The 12,509-nt window shown below is 66.6% G+C and carries 16 protein-coding genes; 8 read left to right on the top strand and 8 right to left on the bottom strand.

From position 1 onward, the window contains the following. Positions 1-71 precede the first annotated feature (71 nt). Positions 72-548 carry a MaoC family dehydratase gene (locus tag BM382_RS05110; RefSeq protein ID WP_065363863.1) on the bottom strand — a complete coding sequence of 159 codons (477 nt, stop codon included), beginning with the start codon at positions 546-548 and terminating at the stop codon, positions 72-74. Positions 549-557: 9 nt separating this feature from the next. Further along, the gene (locus BM382_RS05105) at positions 558-1,175 is read right to left on the bottom strand and encodes a LysE family translocator (protein ID WP_011060975.1); all 618 of its coding nucleotides are present in this window, start codon (positions 1,173-1,175) and stop codon (positions 558-560) included. Positions 1,176-1,417: 242 nt separating this feature from the next. On the opposite strand from BM382_RS05105, the gene BM382_RS05100 reads away from it, so the two are divergent. From BM382_RS05100 to BM382_RS05085, 4 genes are all read left to right on the top strand, one after another. Then, the gene (locus BM382_RS05100) at positions 1,418-1,870 is read left to right on the top strand and encodes an Lrp/AsnC family transcriptional regulator (RefSeq protein ID WP_011060976.1); all 453 of its coding nucleotides are present in this window, start codon (positions 1,418-1,420) and stop codon (positions 1,868-1,870) included. Positions 1,871-1,941: 71 nt separating this feature from the next. Beyond that, positions 1,942-2,172, top strand: a complete 231-nt coding sequence (locus tag BM382_RS05095; protein ID WP_072442137.1) for a DUF3079 domain-containing protein — start codon at positions 1,942-1,944, stop codon at positions 2,170-2,172. Positions 2,173-2,217: 45 nt separating this feature from the next. Next, on the top strand, positions 2,218-2,868 hold the full coding sequence (locus BM382_RS05090) for a DUF2239 family protein (protein ID WP_072442134.1): 651 nt from the start codon (positions 2,218-2,220) through the stop codon (positions 2,866-2,868). Between the two features lie 87 nt (positions 2,869-2,955). Next, the gene (locus BM382_RS05085) at positions 2,956-3,576 is read left to right on the top strand and encodes a LysE family translocator (protein WP_072442132.1); all 621 of its coding nucleotides are present in this window, start codon (positions 2,956-2,958) and stop codon (positions 3,574-3,576) included. A gap of 45 nt (positions 3,577-3,621) precedes the next feature. Here BM382_RS05085 and BM382_RS05080 read toward each other — a convergent pair whose 3' ends face one another. Next, on the bottom strand, positions 3,622-4,209 hold the full coding sequence (locus BM382_RS05080; RefSeq protein WP_011060980.1) for an AidA/PixA family protein: 588 nt from the start codon (positions 4,207-4,209) through the stop codon (positions 3,622-3,624). Between the two features lie 459 nt (positions 4,210-4,668). Here BM382_RS05080 and BM382_RS05075 point away from each other — a divergent pair, with 459 nt between their 5' ends. Further along, the gene (locus BM382_RS05075) at positions 4,669-5,856 is read left to right on the top strand and encodes a PrpF domain-containing protein (RefSeq protein WP_072442130.1); all 1,188 of its coding nucleotides are present in this window, start codon (positions 4,669-4,671) and stop codon (positions 5,854-5,856) included. A gap of 178 nt (positions 5,857-6,034) precedes the next feature. Here the strand turns inward: BM382_RS05075 and BM382_RS05070 are convergent, their stop codons facing one another. Continuing rightward, positions 6,035-6,481, bottom strand: coding sequence for a WapI family immunity protein (locus tag BM382_RS05070; RefSeq protein WP_239690393.1), 447 nt, complete (start codon positions 6,479-6,481; stop codon positions 6,035-6,037). 1 nt (position 6,482) lies between these two features. Continuing rightward, positions 6,483-6,824, bottom strand: a complete 342-nt coding sequence (locus BM382_RS05065) for a low molecular weight protein tyrosine phosphatase family protein (RefSeq protein WP_072442126.1) — start codon at positions 6,822-6,824, stop codon at positions 6,483-6,485. Between the two features lie 189 nt (positions 6,825-7,013). Between BM382_RS05065 and BM382_RS05060 the strand changes: the two genes are divergently transcribed. The 3 genes from BM382_RS05060 to katG all read left to right on the top strand — a co-directional run bounded on the left by BM382_RS05060 (position 7,014) and on the right by katG (position 10,684). Then, complete coding sequence (locus BM382_RS05060; protein WP_170866302.1) at positions 7,014-7,571, top strand: helix-turn-helix domain-containing protein; 558 nt, start codon at positions 7,014-7,016, stop codon at positions 7,569-7,571. Positions 7,572-7,689: 118 nt separating this feature from the next. Then, positions 7,690-8,289, top strand: a complete 600-nt coding sequence (locus tag BM382_RS05055) for an HD domain-containing protein (RefSeq protein WP_072442122.1) — start codon at positions 7,690-7,692, stop codon at positions 8,287-8,289. Positions 8,290-8,503: 214 nt separating this feature from the next. After that, the gene (gene katG / locus BM382_RS05050) at positions 8,504-10,684 is read left to right on the top strand and encodes a catalase/peroxidase HPI (protein ID WP_072442120.1); all 2,181 of its coding nucleotides are present in this window, start codon (positions 8,504-8,506) and stop codon (positions 10,682-10,684) included. Between the two features lie 61 nt (positions 10,685-10,745). Here the strand turns inward: katG and BM382_RS05045 are convergent, their stop codons facing one another. From BM382_RS05045 to BM382_RS05035, 3 genes are read right to left on the bottom strand one after another with little or no spacing between them, the layout of a single operon-like run. After that, positions 10,746-11,399 carry a hypothetical protein gene (locus tag BM382_RS05045; RefSeq protein ID WP_239692966.1) on the bottom strand — a complete coding sequence of 218 codons (654 nt, stop codon included), beginning with the start codon at positions 11,397-11,399 and terminating at the stop codon, positions 10,746-10,748. Beyond that, on the bottom strand, positions 11,392-12,012 hold the full coding sequence (locus BM382_RS05040) for a hypothetical protein (RefSeq protein WP_011060988.1): 621 nt from the start codon (positions 12,010-12,012) through the stop codon (positions 11,392-11,394). Before BM382_RS05040 ends, BM382_RS05045 begins: the two co-directional genes overlap by 8 nt. Positions 12,013-12,059: 47 nt before the next feature. Beyond that, entirely contained in the window at positions 12,060-12,488 is a 429-nt protein-coding gene (locus BM382_RS05035) for a hypothetical protein (RefSeq protein ID WP_072442116.1), read from the bottom strand. Positions 12,489-12,509: the final 21 nt, after the last annotated feature.

Below are 12,509 nucleotides of genomic sequence, written 5' to 3'. Positions count from 1 at the left end.
GGTGGTGGGGCTTTGTGTAGGAGCTGGCTTGCCAGCGAAGGCGTCTTCGGGTGCGCCGCAAGTCTTGAGGTCTACCGAGCCAAGGGGTTGCCCGGGTCGCCTTCGGCGAGCATCTGGCTCAGTAACTGCCGTTCCTGTTCGCCGGGAAGCACGCCGCGGGTTTCGCCTTCGAGCACGATCACGCCATCTTCGTTGCTCAGGGTGATGACCGCCGTAGCCCGCCCCCGGGCATCCACCTCGGTGATCAGCCAGCGGCAGGTCACGGTATCCCCCGCATAGACCGGGCGGCGGAACTGGAAGCTCATCGCCGAGGCCAGCCAGCCGATCTGCCCGCCGATCTCGGTCACCAGGCTGGCGGTCAGCAGGCCATGGGCCACCGGTTCGCGAAACCCTCGGGCCTCGGCGAAGGGCGGGTGGTAGTGCACCGGGTTGTAGTCCCGGGAAATCTCGGCAAAGCGCTGGATGTCCTGGGGAGTGAAGCATCGCGACAGGCTGAAGCTGTCACCGCTTTGCAGCCCGCGAGCCGCTCGTTGTCTGAAGCTGTGCATGGGTCTTCCTCAAGCCAGGAGTTGTTCCGCCAGCAACACTAGCGCAATCAGGACCATCAACCCGCCCGACAGGCGACTGACCCACAGCGCCGCCACCGGCCGCGCCTGTAGAACCGTGCGCGAGCCGAAGCCCACCAACAGGTAGATCACCGCGCAACTGAAGGCATGCAGCAGCCCCAGGGCGAGGATCTGCAGCGACACCGGCCAGGCGGCCGCGGGGCTGGTGAACTGTGGCAGCAGGGCCAGGAACAGCAGGAAGACCTTGGGATTGAGGCCGCTGACACACAGGCCCTTGAACGACCAGCGTGCCCAGGAAGCATCGGCCTGGCCTGCGCCGGCCTGGGGCGTGGACGGGTGGCGCAGCAGGCCGACGCCCAGCCACAGCAGGTAGCCGGCACCGGCCACGGTCAGGCCCGCAAGGGCCAGGGGGTAACGCGCCACCAGCCCGCCGACCCCGGCGGCCACCACCAGGGTCGCCAGCAGGTGCCCGCTCAGCAGCCCGGATACCGCGGGAATCACCACCCGGCCGTTGAGCCCGGCAGAGATGGCATAGGCCCAGTCGGCGCCGGGGGTGATCACGAACAGCAGCGACACTGCCCAGAACGCGGCCAACATGCTCGGTTCCATGTTGGCTTACCTCGGCTGGCTGCAGGTAGCGTGGGCGGGGCAGGCAGTCGCGCTAGGCAGCGCAGGGTGCGGCTTGGCAAGGGGGTAGGGCATGGGGCTTTCTCACGGTCATCAGGGGCTCGACCGCCGCACAGCTGCGGTGAACAGGGGCTTCAAGGTGTGAAGAAAGAATAGTGAAGATCGAGGGGGAATTTTTCTCTAATATTCCAACTGCAAACCTTCGAATGGGGAGAATTATTCAAATGGATCGGATTGATCAGAAGATTCTTGCCGAGCTGCAAGCCGACGGCCGCCTGTCGGTCACCGACCTGGCCGAGCGGGTCGGTCTTAGCCTGTCCCCTTGCCATCGCCGGGTACGGGCGCTGGAGCAGTCCGGGGTGATCCTGGGCTATCGCGCACAACTGGCGCCCAGCGCCCTGGGGCTGAATTTCTCGGCCATGGTGTTTGTCACCCTGCGCGAGGGCGATCATCAGGCCGTGGCGGCCTTCGAAACTGCCTTGCAGGGCATTGTCCAGATCGTCGAGGCGCAGCGGCTGTTTGGCGAACCCGATTACCTGCTGCAGGTGATCACCCGCGACCTGCCGGCGTTCCAGCGGTTGTATGACGAACGCCTGTCGACCTTGCCCAACGTCCAGCGCCTGACCTCGACCCTGGTGATGAAGCAGGTGATCCAGGACCGCACCCTGCCATTGTGATCGGGATCAAGGCTCGAAGGCCCCGCAGGTTCTAAGGTGCAGGCTCCTTCATCCAGGTTTCGGGAGCCGCCATGGCCAAGCCCTTTCCCCTGCGCCCCAAACACCCCGAGCGGATCTGCTGGGGCTGCGACCGCTACTGCGCGGCCAATGCCCTGGCTTGCGGCAATGGTTCCGATCGCACCATGCACCCGGCGGAAATGCTCGGGGAGGACTGGTACCTGGACGGCGACTGGGGCATCGAGATGCCCGCCGACAGCGAGCCGGCCCCACAGCGGCAGTCGCGAGGGCCGACCGCCGTTTAAATATTACCCGGGTATTATTGATTGTCTTATTAATACCCGGGTAATATGCAGCCTCGTTTCCTTGAGGCCATAACCATGTCCGACTCACTTGCCCAACCCGTCACTGCGTTTCAGGCCCAGCAGGTGCTGGCGGCCGGCCCGTTGCTGGAGGTCGCGCTGGCGGTCAAGCGTGCCAGCGAAGAGGCGGCGCCGCAGCCGTTGCTGGTGTTCGACGATGCCAGCGGCCGGGTCATCGACCTCGACCTGCGGGGCACCCCGGACGAAGTGCGCCAGCGCCTGGCCGCCACGCCGGCGCCGGGCAACGGGCGCTATCGCCCGCGCCAGCCTGCTGCTGCGCCGGTCGAGGGCGAAGAGCCTGCGCCCCGGGGGCGGGGGCGACCCAAGCTGGGGGTCATCGCCCGGGAAGTGACCCTGTTGCCGCGCCAGTGGGACTGGCTGGCCGAGCAGCCCGGTGGCGCCTCGGCGGTGCTGCGCCGGCTGGTGGACGAAGCCCGGCGCCATGGCGCCGAACCGCAGCGCCAGCGGGCCGCGCAAGAGGCGGCCTACCAGTTCATGCTGGCCATGGGCGGCGATCTTCCCGGTTATGAAGAAGCCACCCGGGCGCTGTTCGCCGCGGACCTGGCGCGCCTGCAACAGTGCATCGAGGACTGGCCGCAGGACATCCGTGCCTATGCCTTGCGCCTGGCCGGGGCGTAATCGCCGGGGCTGGCTTGTGTCCCGGGGCCCAGGCGTTTTATGTTCCCTGCCGGTCAACAACGACGCCTTGCCGATTCTGGAGTGCCTATGAACCTCGCCACCCTGGCGCTATTTCTCCCGGCCTGTTTCGCCCTGAACATGGCCCCCGGGCCGAACAACCTGCTGTCGGTGCGCAATGCCAGCACCTACGGTTTTCGCACCTCGTGCCTGGCGGGCATCGGCCGCCTGGCGGCGTTCGCCCTGATGATCGCCCTGGCCGCCGCCGGCCTGGCGGTGGTGCTGCAAGCCTCGGAGCTGTTGTTCTACGGGATCAAGATTCTCGGCGCGGGCTACCTGCTGTACCTGGCCTATCAGCTGTGGACCGCGGCCCCCCAGGTGCAGAGTGCGGAGCGCAGCCGGGTGTCCGGGCTGCTGGCCCTCAGCCGGCAGGAATTTCTGGTGGCCATCGGCAATCCCAAGGCGATCCTGATCTTCACCGCGTTTCTGCCGCAGTTCGTCGAGCCCGGGGCGCCGGTGGGTTCGCAGTTCCTGGTGCTGGGGCTGTTGTTCCTGCTGCTGGAGTGGATCGCCATCAGCGCTTATGCGCTGATGGGCCTGCACATGCGCCGCTGGTTCAGCGAGCCTGCGGGCAAGCGCCTGTTCAATCGCTGCTGCGCGGCGTTGCTGTCGGCGGCGGCCTCAGTGCTGTTGCTGGCCCGGCGCGCCTGAAGCCTGGAGCAAGCCTCTCCCCGCAACGGGGAGAGGCCATGGCCATCAGTGGATGGAGAAGTACGGGTCCCAGGAGCAGTAGGCGATCACCTTGTTGTTGCTGTCCAGGATCATGAAGGCCCAGGTGTAGGTAATGCGCGAGCCGACCCGAGTGGCGTTGGCCTGCCAGTAGTAGTTCTGCACGCTTTGCGCGATGGGCTGCCCGGCCGGGTTGTCCTTGTCGATGATGGGCAGCGGCGTGCTGTCCAGGACGATTGGGGTGACGTCGGTCAGATAGGGCGGATTGCCGGCACTCGGTACCGGGTTGGTCTGGGTGTACTGGTACAGCAGCACCGCGTTGTACATGCCCTTGGACAGGCTGGTGGCGCGCCAGCGGACAATGTCCCCCTGACGCAGGTTGACCGCCAGTTCGGAGCCGCCGTCCGGCCCGTCGGTGTTGTCGCGGCGGGCCACCATGTAGACCACCTGGTCGGACAGGCGCTGGCCGTTGCTGTAGTAGTTGTAGAGCTGGGTGGGGGTGGCGCTGTGCTGGCTCAAGGTCAGCGTGTTGCCGCCGTCGAAGGTCTTGCCGTTGCTTTCCAGAATGGTGTCCACGTCAATGGTGACAAGGATATCCACGATGTTTTCGTTCATGTCCGGCTCCCTGTTGTCGCGCTATGGGCCTGGCGATCCAGGCCCGGGTGTCATCGGCTGTGCAGCGTGCGGCCACCGAGCATCCAGGCGCGGCGCAACAGCTGTCGGGCACCGGGCGAAATGCACTTCCATGAGGTCGCCAGTGGAATCTAGAAGCTCAAGACTGTTAGTCAAATGGGCCGGTAAAAAAAGCGCCGTGAGGGCGTCCTGGCCGCTTCGGGCTACAAGCCTGTAGCACCCGTGCCAAGGCCCAGGTGCTGATCGGCCCATAGCGCCGCCTGGGCGGCATGGCTCAGGCCCAGGTCGTGATCGGCCCCGGGCACGATGCGCAATCGGGCGACCCCGGATCGCCAAGCGACAGGCCCCGGGATCGGCCGCGACGGTTTATCATGCTGTGCTGCCGCCCGTTGCCCGTGCGACGAGGGGCTGCTCCATTCGCCCACCCTGGAGGCGCCCGCCATGCCTGATCTGCCCAAGCCTGCTGCCATCGCTGAATTCTCCGTGTGCCACGCCCGTGGCGGCACCTCCACCGGGCTGATCCTGGCCCGCGAAGCGCTGCCCCGGGACGAAGCCCTGGTGGAAGAGTTGCTGCGCCACCTGATGGGCGTGCCGCTGCATGGCGAGTGGCCGGGCAATACCCAGATCACCGGCCTGGGGCGCGGCGGGCCCACCAGCAACAAGGTGTTCATCGTCGAGCGCCGCCCCGGCGAGACGCGCATGGTCAGCACCCTGGCGCAACTGGCGGCGGGCAAGAGCGCCATCGACTGGAGCGTCAACTGCGGCAACATGTCCGCGGCCCTGCCGTTGTACGCCCTGCAGCGCGGCTGGCTGGAGCCCGGGGAAGGCGGTGGGCAGATCGAGATCTACAACAGCAACACCCAGACCACGATGTATGCGCGCTTAGGCTTCGCCAATGGCCGGCTGCTGAGCGACACGCGGATTCCCGGGGTCAACGGGGTGTTTCCCGGGGTCGACCTGTTTCTCGACAAGCCGGTGGGGGCCAAGACCGGCGCGCTGTTCCCCACCGGCAAACGGGTGGACCTGCTGGACGGCATCGCCGCCACCTGCATCGACGTGGCGGTGCCCATGGTCATCCTGCGCGCGGCGGACCTGGGCAAGACCGGCGAGGAAACCCCGGCCCAGCTGGACGCCGACCCGCAATTCAAGGCGCGCCTGCTGGAACTGATGGTGCTGGGCGGGTTGCGCATGGGCCTGCGCAAGCGCGATGGCAGCCTGATGAGCGCCGACGAGCTGCGGCGCAGCGAAACCATCCCGAAGATCTGCATCGTCAGCCCGGCGCGAGAGGGTGGGGATATTGCCACCCGTTACTTCACCCCGCAGAACGCCCACCCGTCCCTGGCGGTGTCCGGTGGTTGCTGCCTGGCGGCGGCCTGCCTGGCCGAAGGCACCGTGGCCCACGCCTTGTTGGCGCGGGCGCCGGTGCTAGGCGAGGAGCCGGGCGAATACCCGCTGGCGATTGAAAACCCCGCCGGGGTGCTGGAGACCCTGATCAACGCCCGGCTGGCCGGTGGGGAGCTGCTGATCGACGGCGCCGCCTACCGGCGCAGCGCACAGATCCTGTTGCAGGGCAGCACGCCGCTGTACAACGCCTCCCCAGCGTTGATCGCCGCCCTCGGCTCCGTCTAACCACCACCGAGGCTCCTTCGCGGCCACACAGAGTCCAACCCTGCGCGTGCCCCGCTTCTTGTAGCCGCTGCCGAAGGCTGCGCACGAGCCGCAGGCTCGCAGGCGTTCCCCCTGGCGCCGAGGCCCCTTCGGTGCCTATCGCAGCCTGCGGCAGCGGCTACAGACGGGCGGCTGTGGTTCAGCGCTGGGGGAAATCCCGGCGCAGGGTATCCACCCCTGCCAGCAGCCGAGGCACGGAATTGCAGGCCAGGGGCAGCGTCACTTGGCAGCCGTCCAGCCGTTGCTCCGGGTTCAGCCAGGGCGGTGCGGCTTCAAGGCAAAAGTGGATCTGGATCTGCGGCTCGGGGCCGCCCAGGTAGTGAAACGCCAGGCAGGGCTCGGTGAACCAGCAGGGCCGGGGAGGGCCTTCGGGCTGATCCAGGGCCTGTAGCCACTGGGCCAATTGATCGAGCTCATGAGTCCTCAGGCAGGCATCCTTGAAACGCCAGTCGCCCTGGGGATGCTCGATGCGGCCCTGCACCATCAGCCAGTTGGCGTCCAGGTGATCGTGGCTGCCAGGGAACTGGTAGCCAAGGATGTCCAGCTCCACCCGCAGCTCAGGTGGGGCCCTGAATATCAGGGGCATATCAGCGAGCCTCGCCGCCATCGGGAAGAAACTGCGGCACCTTCTGCCGCAGCAACTGGATCAGCTCCGGGTCCATGAACTCGTAATCATCGGGAATGTTCAGGCACACAATCTGCTGGTTATTCAACTGCGCCTTGAAGCGCTTGCGCAGTTTCTCCCGGTGCCGGGTTTCCATCACCAGAATCAGCCCGGCCCATTGCACCAGCTCCGGGCCCAGGGGCACTTCGGCATCGTGGTTGAGCCCCGCCGAAGCGGTTTCGATCCCCGGCCAGTCGGCAAACACCTGCTCGGCGGTGGGGCTGCGCAGCTTGTTCTGGCTGCAGACAAACAGGACATTGAGCATTGGGCCGAACTCCTTGGCACAGGCGCCCGGCCCGTAGAGGGCAGGGCAAAGGCGCTGATTTTTCGGGGCTTTGGCCGCGCTGTCCAGCAACTTGTGGCGGGCCGGGCGAATGGCGTGGGTCAGCGCCAGTTGCCCGTCAAGCGCCGGGGCTGCGAAACTGTCGGCTCCTTTACCCCTATCACTCATTCCATGCCCGCAGCCCCGTTCACCTCTCCCCATCTGGGCCTGGCCCTCAGGCGCTGGCGCCTGTTGCACCGGGTCAAGCAGCAGCACGCCGCCGAGCTGTTCGGCGTGGCGCAGTCGAGCATTTCCCGTTGGGAAAACGGCCGGCAAGCCATGGAACCGGCAGAGCGTGCGCGCTTGGAGCAACTGCTGGCGGCCAACCTCAGCGCCGCCGCCGATCAGGCCCTGGCGCGGCTGGTGAATGACAGCCCGCGCGCCGTGCACCTGGTGTGCGACCTGACCCACCGCCTGCTGGCCTGTTCCGCCACCCGCGCCGGGCAGTTCGGCGTGCCCTTGAGCGAGCTGCTGGGGCACTCCCTATGGGGCTTCTGTACCGAGGAAATCGTGCGCAAGGAAGCCGCCCTGGATGACCTGGGCTGGCGCGAGGTGCTGGCGCCGCCGTCCCTGGAATTCTTCAGCGGCCACAACGATTCGGCCATCGTGCCCATCGGCCCCAGCCAGTGCCGCTGGACCCGCCTCAACCTGTCCGACGGCAACGCCGTGCGGCTGGTGGAAACCCTCTGAAACGGCGCCACGGATATTTTATCCGTGGCCCCGGCAGCACCCCTTGGCTAGTCTGGTTAGCCATCGCTCGCCGCCTTTCAGTGCCGGCTGTGTTTTGCCCACCCGCGCAGGTCTTTCCATGAACAGTGAACTTCTCAGTGGCCGCCTCGACTTTCTCCGTGAAGCGGAAAAACTCAAGGACGTGCTGCGCAGCGCCCACACCTCCAGCGGCCGCCAGGAAAGCACCGCCGAGCACAGCTGGCGCCTGTGCCTGATGGCGCTGCTGTTCGAAGACCAACTGGGGGACCTGGACCTGCTGCGGGTGCTGAAACTGTGCATCGTCCACGACCTGGGGGAGGCCATTCACGGCGACATCCCGGCGGTGGCCCAGGCCGCCCACCCGGACAAGAGCCAGCAGGAGCGCGCGGACCTGCAACTGCTGGCCCGAGCCCTGGACGCCCCGGCCCGCGAGCACCTGCTGGAGCTGTGGGACGAATACGAAGGCGCCGCCAGCGCCGAGGCGCAGACGGTCAAGGCCCTGGACAAGCTGGAAACCCTGCTGCAACACACCCAGGGCCAGAACCCGGCGGGTTTCGACTACCGCTTCAACCTCGGCTACGGCCGCCGCTACACCGACGCCAGCCCACTGTTCCAGGCCCTGCGCCAGCAGATCGATGCTGACACCCAGCGCCGCCTGGACTCCCAGGCTCAGGCCGCGGTTCACCATCGGCTGCGCTAAACAAGCCTGGGCGCCGCTCGCCAGATCCGGGGCAGGTTCCCAGGGGGCAGGGCGCCCCGCGCAGAAACCTTGCAGGCGTCATGGTTTTTTTCTGCCAGGGTCATCAAGCGGGTCTATTTTTACCTTCGCTTGCCGTTCACTACGCTTTTCATACGCACGTCCAGCCTCGGGCCCATATCGAGCAGCCGGGTAGGGATGACCGAAGGAGAGTCCCATGTCCAACGAATCCAAGTGTCCGTTCAAACACACCGCCGGCGAAGGCACCAGCAACCGTGACTGGTGGCCCGGCCAACTGAACCTGAAGATCCTTCACCAGCACTCGCACCTGTCCGACCCCATGGCCGAGGGCTTCGACTACGCCGCCGAATTCAACAGCCTGGACCTGGCCGCGGTGAAGCGCGACCTGCTGGCCTTGATGACCGACTCCCAACCCTGGTGGCCGGCGGATTTCGGCCACTACGGCCCGCTGTTCATCCGCATGGCCTGGCACAGCGCCGGCACCTACCGCATCGCCGATGGCCGTGGCGGCGCCGGGGGCGGCCAGCAGCGCTTCGCCCCGCTCAACAGCTGGCCGGACAACGTCAGCCTGGACAAGGCGCGGCGGCTGATCTGGCCGATCAAGCAGAAGTACGGGCGCAAGATTTCCTGGGCCGACCTGATCATCCTCACCGGCAACGTCGCCCTGGAATCCATGGGCTTCAAGACCTTCGGCTTTGCCGGTGGCCGCCAGGACGTCTGGGAGCCGGAAGACAACGTCTACTGGGGCAGCGAAACCACCTGGCTCGACGACCAGCGCTACAGCGGCGACCGCGAGCTGGAGAACCCCCTGGGGGCGGTGCAGATGGGCCTGATTTACGTCAACCCGGAAGGCCCCAACGGCAACCCCGACCCGCTGGCGGCGGCCCGGGACATCCGCGAAACCTTCGCCCGCATGGCCATGGACGATGAAGAAACCGTGGCCCTGATCGCCGGCGGCCACACCTTCGGCAAGACCCACGGCGCTGGCCCCGCGACCCACGTTGGGCCGGAACCGGAAGCCGCCGGCCTGGAAGAGCAGGGCCTGGGCTGGAAAAGCAGCTTCGGCACAGGCGTCGGTGGCGACGCCATCACCAGCGGCCTGGAAGTGATCTGGACCACCACCCCGACCCGCTGGAGCAATGACTTCTTCGACCACCTGTTCGGCTACGAATGGGAACTGACCACCAGCCCCGCCGGCGCCCACCAGTGGCGGCCCAAAGCCGGCGCCGGGGCCGACAGCGTGCCCGACCCCCACGACCCGAACAAACGCCGCACGCCGTCGATGCTCACCACCGACCTGTCGCTGCGCTTCGACCCGGCCTACGAGGCGATTTCCCGGCGCTTCCATGAGCACCCCGAGCAACTGGCCGAAGCCTTCTCCCGGGCCTGGTTCAAACTCACCCACCGCGACATGGGCCCGCGCGCCCGTTACCTGGGCCCGGAAGTGCCGGCCGAGGAACTGATCTGGCAGGACCCGATTCCCGCGGTGAACCACCCGCTGATCGACGCCCAGGACATCCAGCAGCTCAAGGGCCAGATCCTCAATTCCGGCCTGTCCGTGGCGCAACTGGTGTCCACCGCCTGGGCCTCGGCCTCGACCTTCCGCGGCTCGGACAAGCGCGGCGGCGCCAACGGCGCACGGATTCGCCTGGCCCCGCAAAAGGACTGGGAGGTCAACCAACCGCAGCAACTGGCCCAGGTGCTGCGTGCCCTGGAAGGGGTACAGAGCGCCTTCAACAGCTCGCAGACGGGTGGCAAGCGCGTGTCCCTGGCCGACCTGATCGTCCTCGGGGGTTGCGCGGCGGTCGAGCTGGCGGCGAAAAATGCCGGCTACGGCATCAGCGTGCCCTTCGCCCCGGGGCGCATGGATGCCAGCCAGGAACAGACCGACGTCGAATCCTTCGCCGTGCTGGAGCCCGTGGCCGATGGCTTTCGCAACTACCTCAAGCCGATCAGCGGCGTCACCGCCGAAGCCCTGCTGGTGGACAGAGCGCAACTGCTGACCCTGACCGCCCCGCAACTGACCGTGCTGCTGGGCGGCCTGCGGGTGCTGGGGGCCAACGTCGGGCAATCGCCCCACGGTGTATTCACCTCGCGCCGGGGCACCTTGAGCAACGACTTCTTCGTCAACCTGCTGGACATGGGCACCCAATGGAAACCCCAGTCCGAGGCCCGCGACCTGTACGAAGGCGGCGACCGCGCCACGGGGCAATACAAATGGAGCGGTACTCGGGTCGACCTGCTGCTGGGTTCAAACTCGCAACTGCGGGCCCTGGCCGAGGTGTATGCGGCGGCGGATGCGGGTGAGCAGTTCGTGAAGGACTTTGTCGCGGCCTGGGACAAGGTGATGAACCTGGACCGGTTCGATCTGCGCTAAAAGGGGAGCAAACCGGGTAATACGACAACGCCTCCCTAGGGAGGCGTTTTTACTGGCCCGGCTACTGCGTTGCCCCCACCCGTTGCACCTCCGGGAACAGTTGGCCCAGGGTGCTGCGGGCCTGGGCCGCATTCAGGTAGGCGTAGAGCAGGTCGGTCAGGGCTTGGAAATCCAGGCGCTGGCCATCGAGCATCGGGTTGAACAGCCACAACCGCACGCGCATGCCCGCGGCCACTGGCCAGGCATGGGGCGCGGCCAGGGACTTGAAGCAGGCTGGCGCCAGGGCCGGCGCACGGCTACCGGCGATCACCGAGAACACCAGCCCCAGGCTCAGGTAGCGCTGCTCCAGTTCGAAACCATCGAAACACACCCAGGGAGTGGGGTCGGGCGCATTGGCGAACTGCAGGGTGTCGGCGGTCAGCGCCAGCACCTGCTGGCCATGCCGCCGACGCAGGGCTTCGGCCGCCGCCAGGCCCACAAGCCCGGCGCCCAGCATCAGCGCCCCGGGCAGCCAGAACCACAGCTGGGCAGAGCGCAACTGCCAGGCCGAAGGCAGGCTGGCCAGCCAGCCGCCCAACAGCACCAGCAGCAGCGAGAGCAGGGCCAGCATGACCGCTTGCCCAAGGGAGCGCTCGCGAATCTCGCAGCGGCGCCGGGGGCCGTCGGCATCGGCCTGCAGTTGCAGCAACAAGGCTTCTTTTTCGGCGTTATCCACGGCCTTGCAACTCATCCAGCTGTTGCTGTGCATTGGCCGCCTGGCAGTAGGCGTCCAACAGCGCGGCAATGTCATCGATGGCCAGTTTGCGCCCCCCGCTCATCAACCCGGCGGAATGAATGCGAATGTGAGGTTCGGGGCTCTTGAGCGCCATGGCCTGGTTGCCGAACACCTGGCGCACGGGCCTGTGGGTCGGCAGCGGGCTGCCCGGGCGCAGGGTCAACTGCTGCAGGGTCAGCAGCCCCTCATCCTTGACATGGACATCCACCACGTCCGTCAGGTTGACCGGTGCACTCAGGGAGTCCACGAACAGCTGGCGCCGGGTCAACCGCATGAAGGCATGCTGGCCGGCGTGGCGATGCTGCCAGGTCACCAGGGCGAACAACGCGGACAGAAACAGCCCGCAGAGCAACATGCCGGTCTTGCCCTGCTGGATACCCCAGGCCAGCATGCCCAGCGAAATCAGCGTGAACAGCGGGCCCAGCAACTGATAGCGGCGCGTGTTGGTGAATTCGCTCTGCTCGGGTACACGCTGGATCACCTGCTGGAGCTGGGCGATCACCTGTTCGCGCTGAGCGTCGCGGGATGCATCGGGTTGCAGCGATGAAGTCATAAACAAGTCCTTGATTCACAGAAAACAAAGCGGCCGAGCGCCTGGGTTTACCGGGCCTTGAGATAGTCGGTAAGGAACGCCTGGGCATCGCCCTGGCTCGACAGGTTCTCGTCATAGCGCACCCGCACCGGCGCGGCTTCACCCGGCAGGTACAGCTCGCCCCAACCCTCCTGGAGCACCAGCACCACGAATTTCTGCCCGTCGACGGTCGTGGCGTAGCGGGTATCCCTGGCGGTCTTTTCCACGGCCATTTTCTGGATGCGCAGGTTCCAGTCGTGATCCACGTCCTCCACCTGCACCAGGGCCTGATGCTCACTGCGCTCACCGATGCGCAAGGTCCAGACCTTCACCCCCTGCTGGCCGACATAGGCCGCCAGCTTATCCGCCACCGGGGGCCGTTCATCGGCTTGGGCCAGGCCGGTTACCAAGGCCAGCGCCATGGCCCACACGGCCGCCCATCTGCAATAAAGCTGCATTGTTCACACTCCTGACATCTG

It is taken from the genome of Pseudomonas sp. NFPP25 (assembly GCF_900116505.1).
Lineage (GTDB): Bacteria > Pseudomonadota > Gammaproteobacteria > Pseudomonadales > Pseudomonadaceae > Aquipseudomonas > Aquipseudomonas protegens.
The sequence above is the reverse complement of the archived record's forward strand: the minus strand, read 5'-3'. Positions and strand labels throughout refer to the sequence as shown.